A 19,065-nucleotide genomic window follows, 5' to 3' on the forward strand; every position below is an offset into this window, starting at 1 on the left:
CACTGTTGAGGAGTTGAAGAAGTATGTCGAGCAGCAGGCAACGCCCAGATTGTGAGACTCAGGGGCATTGAACCCCTTCGTCTCACCGCCTATCCCCCATCCCGCCAAGCTGCGCTGTGGCGGGAGTACCCCAGAGGTTCTGATGGCAGCTTTTTCCGACCAGCTCGGAGAGAGCGGAGGGGATCCCTTAGAAGTGGAAAAAGCTGTATTCGTCGACTAGGGAGCTGATGAGGGAGCAAGAGCTACTGGAACGACTGCCCTTGGCGCAGCGTCTGGCGGAGTTGAGGGCCCGCATTCAAGAGATCCCGCTGCACAGGGTGCAGTTGGAGGGATTAAATCTGGCGGGAGCAGAGTCCTGCTGGGCCGCCTATCGGGAGCTGGGGCAAGGCGAGATGCCGCTGCTGTTTTTGCACGGCTTCATGGCCACTCACGCCAATTGGTGGCCGCTGATGCAAGGGTTGGGCGACCGATACCGCTGCATCGCCCTGGATTTGCTGGGGTTTGGTCAGTCCAGCCAACCGGCTCTGCGCTACGACATCGCCGTGGAGGTAGAGTTTGTGCGCGGGTTTGTCGAGGCGCTGCGCCTGCCTGAGCCGGTGTTGGTGGGCCACTCTTTTGGCGGCTGGGTGGCGGCGGCCTACGCCATTCGTTACCCCCTGCGGGGGTTGGTCTTACTGGCGCCTGCCGGGATCCGCGACGACAGCTTTGTCAAACGCTACCGGCACATGCGGCTTTTGCTCCGGGAAGGCGCGTGGGTTGATAGGCTGCTGCGAGCCGCCATCCCCCTGGCCCGTTGGGGACGTTGGGAGGAGCGACTGGCTTGGCTGCTGTGGCTGCGGGGATCCCTGCGCCAACAGCCGGTGGCCCGCCAATTTCTCCGCCAGCGCCTGCGCCCCCAAGCTGCCGTCGATACGGTCGAACGTCAGCTTCATGCCATTCAGGTTCCCACCCTAGTAGTTGCCGCTGAGCGGGACGACACCATTCCCCTCTGGCATTGCCAAGCCTATGCGGAGGGGATCCCTGGAGCCCAGCTCAAGATCCTGCCCGGTGCTGGACACGCCATCCCCGCCCTGCATGCGGAGCAGGTGCTGCCCTTGATTCGAGAGTTTCTGGAGAGCTTGAGCCCAAAGCTGGACTAAGGGACGCCGACTCCTCCCTTTAGGCAAGGTGGCTTTCCCGGATTTAGACTAAGAAACCGCCCTCATGCCGAGCTTCTTAGGCCGGCAGACAGAGAACCCCCTCGGCATTTCGGCTGCCTCGGCCCCCCCGCCAAAGGGAGAGGGGAGCGGCAGGCAGCATACAGTTTTGCTACATCTTGCCATAGGCAGCGAGCTATAGACTTGGAGGGAGGTAGGCTGGCAGCGCGGCCGCTTTTTCCGGCAGATCCCTGGGAGGGCAGGAAGGGGAGTGGCGAAGATACCCATCTGGCTGCGGGGAGTGAGCTATGCCATCTATGGCTTTCTCTACCTGCCGATTTTGCTCATTGCTGTCTATTCCTTTAACCGCGCCCGCTTTGGGTTGGTGTGGACAGGCTTTACCTTCGATTGGTACTGGGCTCTCTTTCGCAATGCTGCGATCTGGCAGGCCACGCAAAATACCCTTGTCTTGGCTGGAGTCAGCACCCTGGTGAGCACGCTGCTGGGATCCCTTTTGGGCTATGGGCTGTACCGCTACCGCTTCCCCGGCCAGAAGGCTGTGCAGGGACTGCTGCTGTTGCCGGTGGTCGTCCCCGACATTGTGATGGCCATTACCCTGCTGTTGTTTTACCAGTTGGTGCGCGCCTACACCGGCTGGTTTGAGCTGGGCCTGGGGACGATGGTGATTGCCCACATCACCTTTCAGATTGCCTTTGTGGCCATCGTGGTGCGCAGCCGCCTGCAGCTTTTGGATCCGGCTTTGGAGGAAGCCGCCTACGACCTCTACGCCAACACCTGGCAGAAGCTGCGCTACGTCACACTGCCGCTGGCCATGCCAGGGATCCTGGCCGCGGCGCTGCTGGCCTTTACCCTCTCCATCGACGATTTTGTGATCTCCTTTTTCACCAGCGGGCCCGAAAGCCAGACCCTGCCCATTTTGATCTACAGCACGGCGCGGCGAGGGGTGACGCCGGAGATCAACGCCCTCTCCACCGTGATCGTCGCGATAACCTTGGTTGCCGTGATGGGCTTTCCCCTGCTCAGCCGCTCCTCTAGGGAGAGGGGCCGGGGGTGAGGGATCAAGTATTGAAATAGCGGGCCGCCGGGTGGTAGGCGACGATGGCGGTGGTGGACTGCTCAGGATCCAACTGGTCGCTTTCGTCCATCCTCAGGCCGATGCGCTCCGTCTGGAGCAGCTCCAACAAAACTCGCTGATCGGCGATGTTGGGGCAGGCGGGATAGCCGAAGCTGTAGCGGGAGCCGCGGTAGCCCTGGTGCAGGATCTGGCGGATGTCGGGGCTGTCCTCGCCGCCAAAGCCCAGCTCCCGCCGGATGCGGGCATGGCACCACTCCGCCAAGGCCTCTGCCAGGGTGACGGCCAGGCCGTGGAAATAGAGATAGTCGGTGTACTGGCCCTCGGCAAAGAGGTGCTGGGCGTAGGCCGTGGCCTCTGGCCCCACTGTAACTGCCTGCATGGGGAAGACGTCCACCAGGCCGGTGGAGCGGTCGGCGAAGAAGTCGGCAATGCAGAGGCGCTGGCCGCTCTTCTGGCGGGGGAAGGTGAAGCGGGCCAGCTCCCGCACCTGGGGAGAAAGCCGAGGGCGATCGACGGTGGGCAATTGCAAATAGGTGGTGGAGCCGGGCTCTAGAGCAAACAGCTCGGGGAAGCTGGCCGGGTCGAAGAGGATCACCGTATTCCCTTCCGCCTGCGCCGGGAAGTAGCCATAAACCACCTGCGGGCGCAGCAAGTCCTCGGTAACAATCCGCTCCTTCCAGCGCTCGATCACCGGCTCCACCTGGGTGGCGAGAAACTGGGCAAACTCCTCCGCCGACTGGTCGCGCGGCTTGCGGATCTGCCACTGGCCGGCCACCAGGGCCTGCTTGTCGATGTAGAAGAAGACCTCCGGCCAGGGGATCTGATCCGGCTCGAGAACTTGGGATCCCCAGAAGGGGGGGATGGGCCGCTCGGTATCGAGGGTAACCGCCTCGGAACGACGGGTGTCTGCCCCGCCGTCGCCAGCCGAGACAGCAGGGGCAGGAGCGGCGCCCACGGTCACCTCTGGAGCCGGCAAGGTGGGATCCCTTTCCTCCACGGCTGCCGCAGCTCTCCTCTGGCGGTTGTCAGAGCGGGATCCCAGCTCGAAGTTATCCAGAAAACCCAGCCGGTCATCCCAGCGCCCGGCCGCCTTGGCCTGCATCAGCCGATCCATAAAGTGCAGGTCGGCAAAGGCGTCGCGGCCGTAGATGACTTGGCCCTTGTAGGTCTGGCGGCAGTCTTCTTCCACAAAGCGGCGGGTGAGGGCCGCCCCTCCCAAGATCACCGGCACGGTAATGCCCCGCTCGTTAAACACCTCCAGATTCTCTTTCATAAAGGCGGTGGATTTCACCAACAGGCCGCTCATGGCAATGCAGTCGGGCTTGTACTTTTCGTAGGCCTCGATGATGTTTTCCACCGGCTGCTTGATGCCCAAATTGATGACCTTGTAGCCGTTGTTGGTGAGGATGATGTCCACCAGGTTTTTGCCGATGTCGTGGACATCCCCCTTGACGGTGGCGATCAAGAAGGTGCCTTTGCACACCTCCCCGCCTACTTTTTCCATGAAGGGCTCCAGGTATTTCACCGCCGCCTTCATGGTTTCTGCCGACTGCAGCACAAACGGCAGTTGCATTTTGCCGGCGCCAAAAAGCTCCCCCACCTCCTTCATGCCGTCTAGCAAAAAGGTGTTGATGATCTCCAGGGGGGGGTATTTCTGCAGCGCCTCTGCCAGGGTCTCCTCCAGGCCGATGCGCTCGCCGTCGATGATGTGCCGCCGCAGCCGCTCCTCCAAGGGCAGTTTGGCCAGGGATCCGGTCGCCCGCAGCTCCTGCCCGGAAACCCCCGCAAACAGCTCCGTCAGCCGCGCCAGGGGATCGTAGGTGCAGATGCCCTCAGCGTTGAACTGGCGCCGATCCCAGATCAGATCCCGGCACACCTGCTGCTGTTCTTCCGGGATCTTGCTCAGGGGCAGGATCTTGGCGGCGCTGACGATGGCGGCATCCAGGCCGGCCTGGCGGCACTCGTGCAAAAACACCGAGTTCAAGACCACGCGGGCTGCCGGCGAGAGCCCAAAGGAGATGTTGGAGATGCCCAAGAGAATGTGGGCCTCAGGAAAAGCCTGGCGGATGCGGCGGATGGCCTCCAGGGTAGCCGCCCCGTTGGCCCGGTCTTCCTCGATGCCGGTGGAGATGGGCAAAGCCAGCGGGTCAAAGAAAATCTCGTAGGGCGGGATCCCGTACTCAACGGCCTGGCGATAGGCCCGCTCGGCAATCTGGAACTTCTTCTCGGCGGTGCGGGCCATGCCCTCCTCGTCGATGGTGCCGATGACCACCCCCGCGCCGTAGGTCTTGGCCAGCTCCAGCACCTTGAAGAAGCGCTCTTCCCCATCCTCGTAGTTGGTGGAGTTGAGCAGGCACTTGCCCCCGGCCACCTTGAGGCCGGCCTCCATCTTCTGCCAGTCGGTGGAATCCAGCATCAGGGGAATGGGTATCTGGGTCACCAGCCGCGAGACCAGCTCCCGCATATCCCGCACCCCGTCCCGGCCCACATAGTCCACGTTGACATCCAAGATGTGGGATCCCTCCCGCACCTGCTCCCGCGCCAGGGCCACCAGGCCGTCCCAATCTTCGGCATTCAGCAGCTCCCGCATCTTCTTGGAGCCGCTGGCGTTGAGCCGCTCGCCGATGATCAAAAAAGAGTTCTCCTGCAGGTAGGGCTGAGGGGCATAGATGGAAGCGGCAGCCTGGATGCGCTCGACGGAGCGGCGTTTGGGCCGCAGCCCCCGCACAGCCTCCACCAAAGCGGCGATGTGACCCGGGCGGGTGCCGCAGCAGCCCCCCACCACCGCCACCCCCAGATCCCGCACAAAGTGCTCCAGGTGGAAGCGCAACTGCTCCGGCGTGAGCTTGTAGTGGGCCTTGCCGCCGATGTTTTCCGGCAGGCCGGCGTTGGGGATGCAGGAGATGGGAAAGGGAGAATGGCGGGAGAGGTAGCGGATGTGCTCAGCCATCTTGTCCGGCCCGGTGGCGCAGTTGAGGCCCAGCACATCGATGGGGTAGGGCTCCAGGATGGCCAGCGCCGCCCCGATCTCCGTGCCCACCAGCATCGTCCCCTGCACCTCAAAGGTCAGAGACACCACCAGCGGCAGGCGGATCCCGCGCCGGGCAAACTCCTGCTGCACGGCCACCAGCGCCGCCTTGGTCTGCAGGATATCTTGACAGGTCTCGATGATGAGGAGATCCACCCCCCCGTCGATCAGGCCCCGCACCTGCTCGGCGTAGCTGGCCCGCATCTCGTCAAAACCGATGTGCCCTAGGGTGGGCAGCTTGGTGGTGGGGCCGATGGAGCCGGCCACAAAGCGAGGCTTTTCCGGCGTCGAAAACTCCGCCGCCAGCCGCTTGGCCAGGCGCGCTGCCGCCACGTTCAGCTCGTAGGCTTTTTCCGCGATCCCGTACTCGGCCAAGACGATCGAGGTGGCGCCAAAAGTATCGGTCTCGATGACATCGGCCCCCACCTCCAGAAAGCCCCGGTGTACCCGCTCCACCGCCTCCGGCTTGCTCAGCACCAGGATCTCGTTGCAGCCTTCTAGCTCCGGCCCGCCAAAATCCGCTGCCGTCAGGTTCTGGGCTTGCAGAGAGGATCCCATTGCCCCGTCGAAGACGATCACACGTTCCTGGAGATGCTGCAGGAAGGGATGGGTCATAGGCGGTGCGGCGCTGGCAGGGATCCTTTCCTTTTAAGGTAGTCTGATTTAAGGTAGCATTGAGCCACTTCCCCGGACTAGGCCAACCCAGGGATCCCCTAGACCAGGATCTCAGAGCCGGGACGGGGTGGGGTGAAGTTAAGATTTTCTTCGTCTGCCCCGTTGCTGTTTCCCCAAGGGCGGGCTAATTTAGGGAAGACATTTTGGTGTGAACGGCTACAGTTGCCTGCAGGGATCTTCCTCAAGGTCGCTTGCTGGCGGCTGCAATGCGCTCTTCTCCTTATAGGTTGGGGTGATTGAGGTGCTGAATATCCTGCCCTCTCAGTAAGTGGCCTGGATTGTGCCAGGGGATAGGCAAAGCCAAAGACTTGCCTTTCGAGATCTCAGGAGGTTTTACCCATCAAAACGGGTTTTGCGCCAGTTCGGTTAAACCCTATGAGCGATATCTGCTTCGAGATTGGCCTGAGCGATCGGTTGCCTAGAAGCGGGCGAGCTTGCCCGGCGCAAGTGGGGTTTGGGTCTGCGGAACTTGACTCCCTCCATCTGGCGTCAGGGGCCGCAGCAAAGTTGGAACCTGCTTCCCTCATTTCAGGGCCTAGAACCCCTTAGTCTCCTCCAGTTGTCTGTGATTGAAGTTACGAGGAACTCAGCATGGCTCAAGCAAAGGAATTGGTGCAGTCTGGTCATACGGCTCTTCTCGAACCGGATCTGGAAAGTTCATCCTCCATCCCTCTGGATGCGGACAATGAGGTGGATCCCCTCGAGACGGAACTGGATGCCAGTGACACTGATGCTTTTGATGAGGATGATGAGGACGACGAAGAGTCCCTCGAGGAGGATGCCGATGCTGCTGCCGCCGCTGCCAAGGGCCGTTCCAAGCGCAAAGCGGCCAGCAAGAAAAAACCCTACACCGATGACTCCATCCGCGTCTATTTGCAGGAAATCGGGCGTATCCGCCTGTTGCGGGCAGATGAAGAAATTGAGCTAGCCCGCAAAATTGCCGACCTGCTGGAGCTAGAGCGGGCTCGCGAGGCCGTTTTCCAGCGTATGGGCCTCTGGTCCGACCCAGAGGAGGTACCGGAGACGCTGTGGGCAGAAGAAGTGAAGATGTCCCTGCCCGAATTCCGGCGGCGCTTGCATCGGGGGCGACGGGCCAAAGAAAAGATGGTGCAGTCCAATCTGCGGCTGGTGGTCTCCATTGCCAAGAAATACATGAACCGGGGCCTGTCGTTTCAGGATCTCATCCAAGAGGGATCCCTAGGTCTGATCCGGGCAGCGGAAAAGTTTGACCACGAGAAGGGCTACAAGTTTTCCACCTATGCCACTTGGTGGATTCGCCAGGCCATCACCCGCGCCATTGCCGACCAATCGCGCACCATTCGCCTGCCGGTTCACCTTTACGAGACCATCTCCCGCATCAAGAAGGTCACCAAGCAGCTTTCTCAGGAGCTGGGCCGCAGGCCGACCGAAGAGGAGATCGCCACCCGCATGGAGATTACCATCGAGAAGTTGCGCTTCATCGCCAAGTCGGCTCAGCTTCCCATCTCTCTGGAGACTCCCATCGGTAAAGAAGAGGATTCGCGGCTGGGCGACTTCATCGAGTCGGAAGGGGAAACCCCCGAGGAGCGGGTGGCCAAGGTTTTGCTCCGAGAGGATCTGGAAAGCGTGCTGGAAACTCTTACCCCCCGCGAGCGGGATGTGTTGAAGCTGCGCTACGGCCTAGACGATGGCCGCATGAAAACCCTGGAGGAGATCGGCCAGATCTTCAATGTGACCCGCGAGCGGATCCGGCAGATCGAGGCCAAGGCGCTGCGCAAGCTGCGCCACCCCAATCGCAACAGTGTGTTGAAAGAGTACATCCGCTAGGATCCGGTCTTAGGATGGACTCAGTTGCCGCTGCCAACCGACGTGTGGAGCCTCTTCAGCATGAACCCCAATGAGACGCCGGATCCCAACTTTCCTGAGAAGGCCGACATAGAGGCCAAGGATGTACCTCCGGCCCAGGTGGAGTACCACGTGGAGGAGTTTAAGATCAGCGGGGACGAGCTGTTGGCCAAAATTCGCGAGCTGATCGAGGAGGCCAATGTTCGCCGCATTCTGATCAAAAATGCCGAAGGGCAGACGCTGATCGAGATCCCTCTGGGCGTAGGCGTGGCGGCAGGGGTGTTGGGGGCGGCTCTGTTCCCGGTGTTGGCGGCTGTGGGAGCGATCGGGGCTCTGGTGGCCAAGCTGACCATTGTGGTGGAGCGAACCCTTCGGGATGATTCTTAGCTGATCAACGTTGTTTTGAGCGTCCTGAACAATTGCGGCGCTTCTGGGCAGCCCTGACCTTCTACACTGCCTTGCCTTTGGGGCGGGCGGGCGGGCTACAGTTTGAGGGCATTGCCGCCTGGCTGCCGGCGGTGGGCCTGCTGTTGGGCGGGATCCTCACCCTGGCGGCGCTTTTGCTGCAGATTTTCCCGCCGCCGGTGCGAGCAGCTTTGCTCGTGGCTCTGTGGGTGCTGTTAACCGGCGGGCTGCACCTGGATGGGGTGGCTGACACTGCCGATGGGTTGGCGGTCAACGTCCCCAAAAGCTTTGCCGACGCGGAACGGCCAGCCGTCAACGGGCTATCCCGCCGCCTGCAGGTGATGAGGGACAGCCACACCGGGGCCTATGGGGTGCTCGCCTTGGTGCTGGTGTTGCTGCTGAAATTTGCTGCCCTGAGCAGCCTGCAGGTCTGGCCTCTCTTGCTCTTGGTGCCGGCCTGGGGGCGCTGGGGCCAGTTGCTCGCCATTGTCCTATACCCCTATCTGCGCGACCAGGGATCCGCCCGCTTCCTCAAAGACTCCACTTCCCTGCCGGGATCCCTGTGGCCGGGCACGCTGCTGTTGCTGGCCATCAGCGGGGGGGTGGGCTGGGCCGGGCTCCTGGCTTGGCGGCCTTTGCTGCTTTGGACGCTGGGATCCGCCCTGGGAGCCCTGGCCGTGGGCTATTGGCTCTACCGCCAGTTGGGAGGGCACACAGGGGACACCTACGGAGCTACGGTGGAATGGTCGGAAGCGATAGCCTTGTTGTGGGGATCCCTGCTTGGCCCGTCCTAGCCCCCCTCTCCTTTTGGGATTGGGAGAGGGGCCGAGGGGGAGGGCCTCTAGACTAGGCCAACTTGCTCGGCCAAGCCCAATTGTTGGCGGGCCGTTTGGCAATCCTGCCGGATCTGCTGGATTAAGTCTGCCACACTGGGAAACCGCCGCTCTGGGCGGATAAAGCCTTGCAGCGCCACCTGCACCTCTTGCCCGTAGAGATCGCCTGTCCAATCCAGCAGATGCACCTCAACGGTGTGCTGCAGCCCGGCAAACGTGGGCCGATGGCCAATGTTCATCACCCCAGGCAGGGCTGCCGCCTCAGCAGGCACATTCACCCAAACGCTGTACACCCCGTCGCGGGGCAAAAACTTCTCCGGCGGCAGGCGCAGATTGGCGGTGGGAAAACCCAGCTCTCGGCCTCGCCGATCCCCTGGCACCACCTCTCCGATCAGCCGGTAGGGACGGCCCAAGAGCTCCGTTGCCGCCGCCACCTCCCCCGTAGCCAGGGCAGCGCGAATGCGAGAGCTGCTCACCCGCTCCCCCTTCAGTTGCGCCTCCGGGATCACCTCCACCGGAATGCAGCGCTCGGATCCCCAAGCCTGGAGAGTTTGGGCATTGCCCGAGCGACGGTGGCCAAAGCAGAAATCCCAGCCGACGCTGAGATGGCGAACGCGCAAGCCCTGTTCCAGTACTGTTTGGATAAACTCTTGGGGCGGCTGGCGGGCAAAGGCAGGAGTGAAGGGGAGCAACACCACCTGCTCAAAACCCATCTGCGCCAGCAGAGCCAGCTTTTCGGCAGGGGGAGTGAGCAACAGTTGCCTGCGCCCCGTCAATACTTCTTGGGGGTGAGGATGAAAGGTGAGAACCGTGCGCACCCCCTGCAGGGAGTCGCGAATGGGCTGCAGCACTTTCTGATGGCCCAGGTGCAAGCCATCGAAGTTCCCGATGGCAACGGCGGTGGGTCGCAAGGTTTGAGCCAGGTCAGAAGTTACGTGCACCGCTTGGGATCCCGAACAACAGCTGATTAACCACCGCCCGACAATCTCTACCAGAGGGGCCAAAGCAAAGCCATCAGCCCGCTCAGGCCGGCCACAGCCCACAAGCTACGTCGCAGGCGCTGCAACACAGGGTCGATTTGATAGTGGACGATCAGCCGATGCTGCGCCAGCTCCTCGTCCGATTTCGCGTAGATCGCCCCATCGTACCAGCCACTTTCTTCATAGGGGATCCGCGCCTGCACCAAGCGCCGCCGCACATAGGCCCATCCCAAGTAGAGGTGGAGCAACACCAGGCTGAGCAAGGCATTGGCCCCCAGCACAGACCCAGAGACGAAGTGGCGCCAATCCCCGGCAAAGCTGCCCCAGACCAGCGGCGAAACCGCCAGCACGACCACCCCCCAAACAGCGAAGATTCGCTTGAGATAGGGGATCCACTCCAAAGCGGGCCAGGAAAAAGGAAAAGACTCCCTCAGCTCTGCATACTGCCGCAGCGGCTGTTGCTCAGCAGGAATGGGATGGGAGGGATCCACCATATGGCCTTAATGTATCTACACAAAATGATACTGGCAGGCCCAGCCCCCCGCCAAGCCCAGCCCAGCCGCAGTTCAACCGAGGAGAAGAGGAGTATCGTATTAGAGTGTGGTCGCATCTACCTCTCGTTCTACTATGAGCGTCCCAGGCGAACCTGCCGCCACCACCGCCCCCTATGTGATCCTGAGAGAGCCGGACGGCAGCCAGAGGAAGTACATTCTCGCCGGAGCGACCGCTTGGACGCTGGGCCGCGATGAAGACAACGCCATCGTCCTGACCGATCCCAGCGTTTCCCGCCAACATGCCCTGCTGCAATACCTGGACAACAACAGCATCTATCTCATCGATCTGGGCAGCCGCAACGGCTCGTTCGTCAACAATCGCCGCGTCAGCATTCCCACCCTGCTGCAAGATGGAGATCACCTCACCCTCGGACAATCCCAGCTCGAGTTCCACAGCGGATCCCTGGCCAGCCCAGAACCCAGTCCTGCGGCCAAACTGTCGGACACCCTGGTTTTGCAAACCCGCTGGCTGATCTCGGTGGCCGTGGTGGATGTGCGCGGCTACGGACAACTGACCCAGCAACTGGACGAGCGCCTCCTCTCCCAGGTGATGGGCGATTGGTTCCGGCGCGGCGGAGATATCATTCAGCAGTACGGCGGCACTGTCGATAAGTACATCGGCGACGCGATCATGGCCGTCTGGTTTCATGCGCCCCAGGCCAATGAGGATCCCTTACAAGCTGAACAAGTGGGGATCGAGCTCGACGTGAAGTCGGTTTTGCGGGCCATGGTGAAGCTGTTTCAGATGACCGAGCAACTGAACGGCGAGTTTCCGCTGCCTTCTCCCCTGCGCCTGGGGGCGGGCGTCAACACCGGCTCGGCCATTGTGCGCCAGGTGGGCAACAACACCCGCCAGGAATACACCGCCCTGGGCGATACGGTCAATTTGGCCTTTCGCATCGAGAGTGTTACCCGCACCCTCAACGCCGACTTGGCCATCAGCCACGACACCTATACCTGCTTGGCGCAACAACTGGGACAGGCAGCTACCTGCTTTGCGCAGCAGGCGGTTCAGCTCAAGGGATATACCCACCCGCACCAGGTGTACTACTGCGATGTGGGGGCTCTGCAGGCCGTTCTCGGCACCTAGACCCCGCATCCCGATAGCTGGGGACGGCTCGCCGGGCCATGGGATCCCGCTGTTCTTCCAGAACCTTCTGCCGCTCTGTCGGCCGATGGGAGGGCAAGGCCCTTTCGACCGCACAAGAGCCCGACTCCTGACTGGGGTGAATCGGTGGTGGCAGAGCTTGATCAGGGGGAAAACCTGCGCAAAAGCTGCGGATCCACCTCGCCCACATAGGTATTCAGCCCGATAGCCGTGGCGATCAAAGCCCCATCCACCTCCACCCGCCGGTACTGGGCGATGGCCTCTGCCAGGGGCACATCCACCACGCGCCGATTTTGCCAGGCCACCATGCGGTCGTACTTGCCCTGGGCGATCAAGTCCACAGCCGCCACCCCAAAAGCTGCCCCCAGCAGACGATCCAAAGGAGAAGGGGTGCCTCCCCGCTGCAGATGGCCCAAAACCATCACCCGCGTCTCGATGCCGGTGCGCAGCGCGATCTCGTTGCCGATGTAATAGCCAATACCGCCGTAGAGAGACTGCCCCAGGCTGTTGGTGTAGGTCACCGGCTCTCCCGACTCGGTGCGAACAGCCTCCGCCACCACCACAATGCTGAAATTGTTGCCCCGCTCTTTGCGGTCGAGGATTCTTTTGCAGACGTTTTCCAGCTTGTAGGGGATCTCCGGGATCAGGATCACATGCGCCCCCCCGGCGATGCCAGCGCTGAGGGCAATGTGACCGGCATCCCGCCCCATCACCTCCATGACCATGACGCGGCTGTGGCTGATGGCCGTGTAGGTGAGCTGATCCAGAGCCTGCACCGCCACGCTCAGAGCCGTATTGAATCCCACGGAATACTCGGTGGCGCCGACATCGTTGTCGATGGTCTTAGGGATCCCGACAAAGTTCCAATCCCCCTGCAAAGCTAGCTGCCGGAGAATGGCCAGGCTGCCATCTCCCCCCACCCCAATGAGCGCATCCAACCCCAGCCGGTGGTAACCCGTGATCACCTCTGCCGAGCGATCCACCAACCTGCCATCGGGCATGGGATAGGCGAAGGGGTTGCCCCTGTTCACCGTACCCAGAATGGTGCCGCCATAGCGCAAAATGCCCGAAACCCGCTTCACGTCCAGCAGCTCCGCTTCCACCGGTCGCGCCATCAGACCTGCGGTCGCGTTTTTGATGCCGTAAACCTCCATGTCATAGTCGCGGGCCCGCCGCACCACCGCCCGGATGACGGCGTTGAGGCCGCCACAATCGCCACCGCTGGTGAGGATCCCAATTCGCTTCCGTTTCGGCATGGTGCTCTAGGATGAACAGTTTGAACAAAAAAATTAAGAACTTCTTCGCTCCGCAGTTTCGAGCCGACTAGACTCTACTCCTGCAAGTGGCTTACAGCGGGCCCTGGGCCCTAGCAAGCTGTAGCCATGGGGCGCTTGACCAACCGCAGAGAAGGGAAGGCGACGGCTGGATTGATTATGTCCAGCCCTTGGGACCAAGATGCCTAGCAGAGTTTGCAGTGGGCGAGCGGCTCCGCAGACAAGACCAATTGTTCAGCATCCTTCACAACAAAGAATTAAGAAATATTACTTGGCAAAGCTAAGTTTGGAGCAGTTTCCGCTATCTCTGAGGATAGATCTTGTAGGCAAGACTTGGGGGGAACAACTTGCCAAAAAACCAAAATTATTTGTTAAGCAACTTTGATCAAAACCCATTCAGGCCAATAAGGGTAGAGATGATGGAGATATAAGGATCGGGTCTGAGTTGGGAGAAGCATTATGACTCAAACCATTGCCCAATGTGGGCTGCGGGGGGCCTCAGAGCTGCTCAGCCGTTACCGGCAAGGAGAGCGTCACTTTCCCCAATCTTGTCTGGAGTACGCCTTCTTGCGGGGGGTCGATCTGCGCCGGGCCGACCTGCGCGGGTCTGACTTGCATGGGGCCAACCTGCGCTATGCCAACCTGCGCGGCAGCAATCTGGCCAATGCCGACTTGCGCTGTGCCGATCTGCGCTATGCCGACCTGGAGGGAGCCTGTTTGGAGGGAGCCAATTTAAGCGGAGCCCAGTACAACCACAACACCTGCTTCCCCGCCGGTTTCGATCCGGTAACGGCAGGGATGCAACGGTTCGAGTTTTAGTCAAGCTTTCAATCAAGGCGGGTGCTGCCTTGCAGCCGCAGCAAGCTCTCTAAAAAAATCGGGATCCCCAGGCGGGGATCCCAGGCTGTTTATCGGGTTAGCTAGGGCTGCGTCCGGAAGCTCTTCACCTCCAAGACCGGCCCCACCTGAGCCACCGTCACCATATCTTCTTTGAGCTGTCCCTGGATGGTGACTTCCAACCCCTCTTGTAAGAGCTCTTTGGGGGCGCGGAAGAGGGCGTAGTGCTGGCCGGAAGGGAGCGTCAGCACCCACACCCCCCCTTCGATATCCAGGAACTCGATGGTACCGCTGTATTCTTGCATCACTTCCTCAGCGCTAAACCGGTGCTGCTGGGCTGGGAATCCAGGATGGCTTGCGCCCCCAAATAGGCCAGGCCCAGGCAGAGCAAACCATTGAGAAGCAAGAAGGAGCGCCCCAGCCAAGCAGAGGATCCAAGCCATAGTACCCCCTCATAGAACAGGGATCCAGCTAGAAGCAGATGGGAGGCCATGCCGATGGAGAGGCCGACAACCGCCCAACGCCAGCGCCGATGTCCCAGGAGCAGCACCATCAACAGCCCTGGGATCAACACGCTGGCAAACAAGGGGTTCAAGGCATTGGTCTGGGCTAAGGCCGTGCCCAGCTCCGGCAGGGAGCTCCCCGCCAATTGGAAGGGCCAGCGAGGGGCACCCACAATGGCCAGGCCCTGCAGCGGGAAGAGGCCGGCGCTGCCCAGCAGGATCCCTCCCAGGAGGGGCGCCGTTGCCAGCATGGGCTTGGGAGCCAGCCACCAGCGGATCAGCACCAGGATGATGTAGCCGCCCACCACCATCAGCAGCTTGGGCACCAGGGCAATCGGGCCGCCGTCAAACCAGAAGCGAGGGTTGAGGTAGCCGTTGTTGTTCAGGTATTGCAGGAAGTCCTTCAGCCACAGCAGCAGGGGGTTCTCCTCTTGCTGACCGGTGGCCCTGGCCAGCGCCTTGGCAGCATCCAGACGACCGGCGCCGTAGAAGTTCTGCTTGTCGCCGGGCACCGGGGTGGCCGACATCTTCAGCACCTCTTCCACCTTGTCCGGATCTTTGATGCCCTGAGCCTGGATCAGCGCTGCTACGCCGGCCACGTGGGGAGTGGCCATGCTGGTGCCTTGGAAGTAGGCAAAGACCGGCTCGTTGGGGTTGCGTCGGTTGATGGTCTGCTGCAGAATGCCGTGCTCAGGATGCTCGGGAGTCTTGGCCCCGCCGGGAGCGGCGATATCTACCCCAACCCCATAGTTGGAGTAGGGGGCTTTGCTGCCATCGGGCCCGGTGGCCGAGACGGCGATGACATGCGGGTAGCGGGCCGGGTAGCTCACCTGGCTTGAGTTTTCGTTGCCGGCGGCGGCGATGATCGTCACCCCTTTGCTGTGGGCATAGGCTACGGCCTCCTCCATCAGTCGGGCCGAAGCGCGGCTACCCAGGCTGAGGTTGATGATCGTGGCGCCGTGGTCGGCAGCATAGCGGATCCCTTCCACCACGTCTGACAGGGATCCAAAACCATTGGCATCCAGCACCCGCACCGGCATGATCTTGGCCTTGAAGGCAACCCCGGCCACGCCTAGGGTGTTGTTGGTGGATTGGGCGATGGTGCCGGCCACATGAGTGCCATGGCCGTTGAGGTCGGTGGGATCCTCATCGTCGTCCACGAAGTCGTAGCCCTGCACAAATTGCGTTTGGGCCAGATCCGGCACCCGCGTCACCCCGGTGTCCACCACGGCTACCGTCACCCCTTCTCCCTGGGAAATGTCCCAGGCTTCCGGCATGCGGATGGCTCGCAGGTTCCATTGCTGGGGATAGAGGGGATCGTCGGGCACAAAAGCCGCCTGAAATTGGTAATTGGGGTGGGCATACTCGACCAGGGCTTCCCGCGAGAGCCGTTTGATGAGCCGCCGTGTGGCTCCTGGATGTTCCGCATCCACATCGAACAGGTAGATAGCCTCCTGGCGGGCAAAAGCGCTGTTGCTGCTGGGTCGCAGCGGCAAATTGTAGGCTTTGGCAAGAGCAGCGATCTCAGTGGGAGTGGCCGTGTTGACAAAGTTGACCACGATGCTGTCGTAGGGGGTGGATCCCTTGCCGCAGGCCGTCAGCAGCAGTGCCATCAGGCCAGCGCAGCAGAGACCCAACCAGCGTCTGAAGTTCATCATGCACGCCCTCGGGATCCAAAATTGTTGCCACCAGTATGCCCTCTGGATGGGCAATTGACCAGAAAATCAGCACGCTGCGTCACGAGCCTGTTCCTGTTGCCAACTTTTTCGGGGGCCACTCAGAAAACCCAGAAAAAGGGATCCCTCTGGCCAAACGATTTGTCCCGATGCATGATGGATCTGTAAGAACTTGAAATACTTCTTAACACCAGTTCTCAGTATCTCGTCATCACAGCCAAGAGAGGAACCAGCATGAGCATCGGATGGCAACGGATACTGCGCGTCGGGGCAAGCTTTTGCCTGGGGCTGTGGATTTGGCTAGGTGGGGGATCCCCGCTCTGGGCCCAGCCTGCTTTGCCAGTGGTGGAGATGGAGTTGCCGCAGCCGCCGGTGCCGGTTTTGGATTTGGCGGATCAGTTGACCAGCAATCAGGAAGCACAACTGGCCGAGCATCTGAACCGGTTGGAGGAAGAAACGGGCTGGAAGCTGCGGGTGCTGACCCAGTTTGACCAAACCCCAGGCCGCCAAGTGAAAGAGTACTGGGGCCTGAACGAGCGCAGCGTTTTGATGGTGGCCGATCCCAGGGGAGGCAACTTGCTGGCCTTTAACGTGGGAGACGCGGTGCGGGAGATCCTGCCGCGTACCTTTTGGATTGAGCTGCAATCTCGCTTCGGCAACCAGTTCTACGTGCGAGAGCACGGCACTCAGCGCGCCATTTTGGAAACCGTTGACGTTTTGGATCGCTGTTTTCACCAAGGGGGCTGCCGTGTGGTGCCCGGACTGCCGCAGGAGCAGTGGATCCTGACGCTGCTCACCTCTATCTTGGGCGGGATCGTCTTCGGGTTTGCCGGCAAACCCCGCCACGCGGAGGAGCTGTTTAACTGGCGTTGGGCTTTGCTTATCTCTCCCTTGTGGTTCATTTTGTTTGGGGCCTTCGGCATCGGCCCGGTGATCACCCGCACCCAGGATTGGCTCCCGCTGGTGCGCAACATCCTGGGCTTTCTCGCAGGAGCCTTGGTGATCTACTTGGCCCCCATTGCCCAACCGGCAGCGGAGCAGCAGTAGCCGTCCTGCCAAGTTGAGGCTAAGCTCCCTTCCCCTCTCCCTCTGGGAGGGGGGTGGGCCTCTGGGTCAAGAAAGCATCCCCCGCCTCTTGCCCCCCGAAGCAAGCCAGCGGCTGGGGGACAACTTCCCAAGAGAGAATGCTAGAATCGGTAGAGCTAAATTGCTGATGTAGCTCAGTTGGTAGAGCACTCGACTTGTAATCGAGCGGTCGTCAGTTCGAGTCTGACCATCAGCTTGGCAGGCGGCTCAGTCACTCAGCTTTGACTCTGGCAGTTTGGTTAGATTGACTTCAGGGGGATCCTTCATCCTCACCCCCTCAGATCCCCGCGCAGGGTATCTGCCAATTTGTTCCTTTGTTTGCTCTAGATGTCTATGTCGGGTCTGCCAGCCGCTACAGTTCGTCGATTGCAAAAGCTGCCCCAGGTGTCCTCGGTATGGGAAGGGGATTGCCACCGCCTACCAGGTTCGCTAGCCCTGGGATCCCAGATCTCCGCCGGCTTGGCTGAGGGGGAGTGCATTTTATGGGTGGATGGCGTTCAGGGCGTGGTGCGGGCCATGGAGGTGGTGCCTGCTGGCTCCGGCTTGGAGCCGATGGTGCGAACCTTGATCATGGCTATGGAGCGGCCCAATGCTGCCTTGCCGGCTCGTCCGCAAAAGGTCGTCGTGCGGGATCGGGAGGTGCAGTTTTTCCTGCGCGGCATTTTGCACGAGCTGGACATCAAAGTGGAATGCCAGCCGGAATTGCCGCTAATCGACGAGATCCTGCAGAGCTTTGCAGAGGCCAGTGAGGGGATCCCGCCGCCGCTGCCGGAGAACTACGCGAAGCTGCTGGCCGGCAAAGCCCTCACCCTCTGGCAAGATGCCCCCTGGGACTATCTAGAGGATCACCAAATCTTGGCGATCGAGCTAAATCGCTGGGATATTGAAACCCTCTACGTCTCGGTCATGGGGCGGCTGGGGATGGAGTACGGGGTTCTTTTTTATCGCTCGCTGCACTCCCTCAAACGGTTTCGCCAGGACGCGGGCCAACCAGAGACTTCCGAGGAGATGGAGGAAGCCTTCCTCAGGCAAGATTGTCTCTATCTCACCTTTCAAGCTCGCAATCCCGAACTCAACGAGCTATCAGACCTGGACTTGGCCGATCTGGATCCCGAAGAAATCGAGCCGAACTTCGGCACCATCCACCCTCTCGAGGGCCTGCGCGTTGTTTTGCAGGAAGATGAGGCGGCGGCTGTGGCGGTGGCTTTGGAGGCCTTGCATCGTTTTTTGAAGCAGTACCGCCGCAAGCTGGAAGAGGATTTCCAACCCTGTCAGGGGCGGTATCGCATTCCCAACCCCCAGGCCCCAGGGGAAACCCTCTCGGTGCAAGTGCGCACCTTGCCCGACTTGGCTGTAGAACTTCTGGAGCTAGAAGGAGACGAAGAAGAGCACACCCAAACCCTGCTGCGAGATGATCTGGTGCCTGAGGGTGCGCAGCTTAGCCTGGGCGTGCTGCCCTGGGCCACCGTAGAGGCGCTGCGCCGCACAGGGCAATGGCATCCTCTCCCCCAGAGTAAGCTGGTGCCAAGGGGTGAAGGGCTGCCGGTGGTGATCGTGCGCACCTCCCGCCCCAAGGCCAAGCAATTGATCGAAAACCTGCGCGGCGAAGGGGGGCCCCAGGGTGTTTGTTTTAACACAGGGGTGGATCCCTTTGCCGGCAGCCGCTACGACTTGGAAATTGTCCAAACGGGCAACCGCGACCTGCACCTGTTTGCAGAGTTTCCCGAGGACGATCCCGTGCACGCCAAAGCTCGCAGGCGCTGGGAGCGGCGTTGCCGCGAGACGGGCGGCTATTGTGGCCTGGTGGTGGCGATGGGGGTAAATTCCAACCGGCCAGAGCTGCAGGTACGCCACATTCTGGCCCTGTTTGAGATGCAGGCGCTCAACCCGACCCGATTGGGCCTGGGGCCTATGGTGCGCATTAGCCGACAGTTGCACTTTCCCTAAAGGCTTCCTGGGGCAGCCCCCAGCTAAGGGATCCCAAGACCGCCCAGGCCTCGCAGACGGCGTTTCAAAGCCTGAGGCTGGAGATATCCTTTGCCAAGCCTTT

Annotated in this window: 15 protein-coding genes and 1 tRNA gene; 10 read left to right on the forward strand and 6 right to left on the reverse strand. The window is 61.1% G+C overall.

Translation table 11 applies throughout. The annotated features are described in order from the left end of the window. Window positions 1-227 precede the first annotated feature (227 nt). The gene (locus tag SYN63AY4M2_RS09490; protein ID WP_228375314.1) at window positions 228-1,139 is read left to right on the forward strand and encodes an alpha/beta hydrolase; all 912 of its coding nucleotides are present in this window, start codon (window positions 228-230) and stop codon (window positions 1,137-1,139) included. A 268-nt stretch (window positions 1,140-1,407) separates the two neighbouring features. Continuing rightward, entirely contained in the window at window positions 1,408-2,211 is an 804-nt protein-coding gene (locus tag SYN63AY4M2_RS09495) for an ABC transporter permease (RefSeq protein ID WP_206336834.1), read from the forward strand. Window positions 2,212-2,215: 4 nt separating this feature from the next. Here the strand turns inward: SYN63AY4M2_RS09495 and metH are convergent, their stop codons facing one another. Further along, window positions 2,216-5,875 carry a methionine synthase gene (metH, locus tag SYN63AY4M2_RS09500; protein WP_011431208.1) on the reverse strand — a complete coding sequence of 1,220 codons (3,660 nt, stop codon included), beginning with the start codon at window positions 5,873-5,875 and terminating at the stop codon, window positions 2,216-2,218. Between the two features lie 651 nt (window positions 5,876-6,526). Between metH and rpoD the strand changes: the two genes are divergently transcribed. The 3 genes from rpoD to cobS are packed head-to-tail and all read left to right on the forward strand — an operon-like array spanning window position 6,527 to window position 8,958. Then, window positions 6,527-7,741 (forward strand): RNA polymerase sigma factor RpoD, encoded by a 1,215-nt coding sequence (gene rpoD / locus SYN63AY4M2_RS09505; protein ID WP_011431207.1) that lies wholly within the window; start codon window positions 6,527-6,529, stop codon window positions 7,739-7,741. Between the two features lie 24 nt (window positions 7,742-7,765). Then, entirely contained in the window at window positions 7,766-8,146 is a 381-nt protein-coding gene (locus SYN63AY4M2_RS09510) for a DUF4342 domain-containing protein (RefSeq protein ID WP_228375312.1), read from the forward strand. A 32-nt stretch (window positions 8,147-8,178) separates the two neighbouring features. After that, entirely contained in the window at window positions 8,179-8,958 is a 780-nt protein-coding gene (cobS, locus tag SYN63AY4M2_RS09515) for an adenosylcobinamide-GDP ribazoletransferase (protein ID WP_011431205.1), read from the forward strand. 47 nt (window positions 8,959-9,005) lie between these two features. Here cobS and SYN63AY4M2_RS09520 read toward each other — a convergent pair whose 3' ends face one another. Together SYN63AY4M2_RS09520 and SYN63AY4M2_RS09525 are read right to left on the reverse strand one after the other, a co-directional pair. Further along, a complete protein-coding gene (locus SYN63AY4M2_RS09520; protein WP_011431204.1) occupies window positions 9,006-9,938 on the reverse strand; it encodes a bifunctional riboflavin kinase/FAD synthetase in 933 nt (310 codons plus the stop codon). Window positions 9,939-9,985: 47 nt separating this feature from the next. Beyond that, the gene (locus tag SYN63AY4M2_RS09525) at window positions 9,986-10,471 is read right to left on the reverse strand and encodes a CGLD27 family protein (RefSeq protein ID WP_011431203.1); all 486 of its coding nucleotides are present in this window, start codon (window positions 10,469-10,471) and stop codon (window positions 9,986-9,988) included. A gap of 133 nt (window positions 10,472-10,604) precedes the next feature. Between SYN63AY4M2_RS09525 and SYN63AY4M2_RS09530 the strand changes: the two genes are divergently transcribed. Beyond that, window positions 10,605-11,621, forward strand: a complete 1,017-nt coding sequence (locus SYN63AY4M2_RS09530) for an adenylate/guanylate cyclase domain-containing protein (RefSeq protein WP_011431202.1) — start codon at window positions 10,605-10,607, stop codon at window positions 11,619-11,621. 161 nt (window positions 11,622-11,782) lie between these two features. Here the strand turns inward: SYN63AY4M2_RS09530 and SYN63AY4M2_RS09535 are convergent, their stop codons facing one another. Continuing rightward, window positions 11,783-12,895, reverse strand: a complete 1,113-nt coding sequence (locus tag SYN63AY4M2_RS09535; protein ID WP_099834778.1) for an ATP-dependent 6-phosphofructokinase — start codon at window positions 12,893-12,895, stop codon at window positions 11,783-11,785. A 477-nt stretch (window positions 12,896-13,372) separates the two neighbouring features. Between SYN63AY4M2_RS09535 and SYN63AY4M2_RS09540 the strand changes: the two genes are divergently transcribed. Further along, a complete protein-coding gene (locus SYN63AY4M2_RS09540; RefSeq protein ID WP_011431201.1) occupies window positions 13,373-13,732 on the forward strand; it encodes a pentapeptide repeat-containing protein in 360 nt (119 codons plus the stop codon). Between the two features lie 101 nt (window positions 13,733-13,833). Here the strand turns inward: SYN63AY4M2_RS09540 and SYN63AY4M2_RS09545 are convergent, their stop codons facing one another. Beyond that, on the reverse strand, window positions 13,834-14,055 hold the full coding sequence (locus tag SYN63AY4M2_RS09545) for a hypothetical protein (RefSeq protein ID WP_011431200.1): 222 nt from the start codon (window positions 14,053-14,055) through the stop codon (window positions 13,834-13,836). Beyond that, entirely contained in the window at window positions 14,055-15,911 is a 1,857-nt protein-coding gene (locus SYN63AY4M2_RS09550; protein ID WP_011431199.1) for a S8 family serine peptidase, read from the reverse strand. Before SYN63AY4M2_RS09550 ends, SYN63AY4M2_RS09545 begins: the two co-directional genes overlap by 1 nt. 369 nt (window positions 15,912-16,280) lie before the next feature. On the opposite strand from SYN63AY4M2_RS09550, the gene SYN63AY4M2_RS09555 reads away from it, so the two are divergent. The 3 genes from SYN63AY4M2_RS09555 (at window position 16,281) to SYN63AY4M2_RS09565 (ending at window position 18,962) form a co-directional block, all read left to right on the forward strand. Further along, window positions 16,281-16,976, forward strand: coding sequence for a TPM domain-containing protein (locus SYN63AY4M2_RS09555; protein WP_011431197.1), 696 nt, complete (start codon window positions 16,281-16,283; stop codon window positions 16,974-16,976). A 162-nt stretch (window positions 16,977-17,138) separates the two neighbouring features. Continuing rightward, a tRNA-Thr gene (locus SYN63AY4M2_RS09560) sits at window positions 17,139-17,211 on the forward strand. A gap of 188 nt (window positions 17,212-17,399) precedes the next feature. Further along, entirely contained in the window at window positions 17,400-18,962 is a 1,563-nt protein-coding gene (locus tag SYN63AY4M2_RS09565) for a hypothetical protein (RefSeq protein ID WP_228375309.1), read from the forward strand. Window positions 18,963-19,065: the final 103 nt, after the last annotated feature.

It is taken from the genome of Synechococcus sp. 63AY4M2, assembly GCF_002760475.1.
Classification (GTDB): Bacteria; Cyanobacteriota; Cyanobacteriia; order Thermostichales; family Thermostichaceae; genus Thermostichus.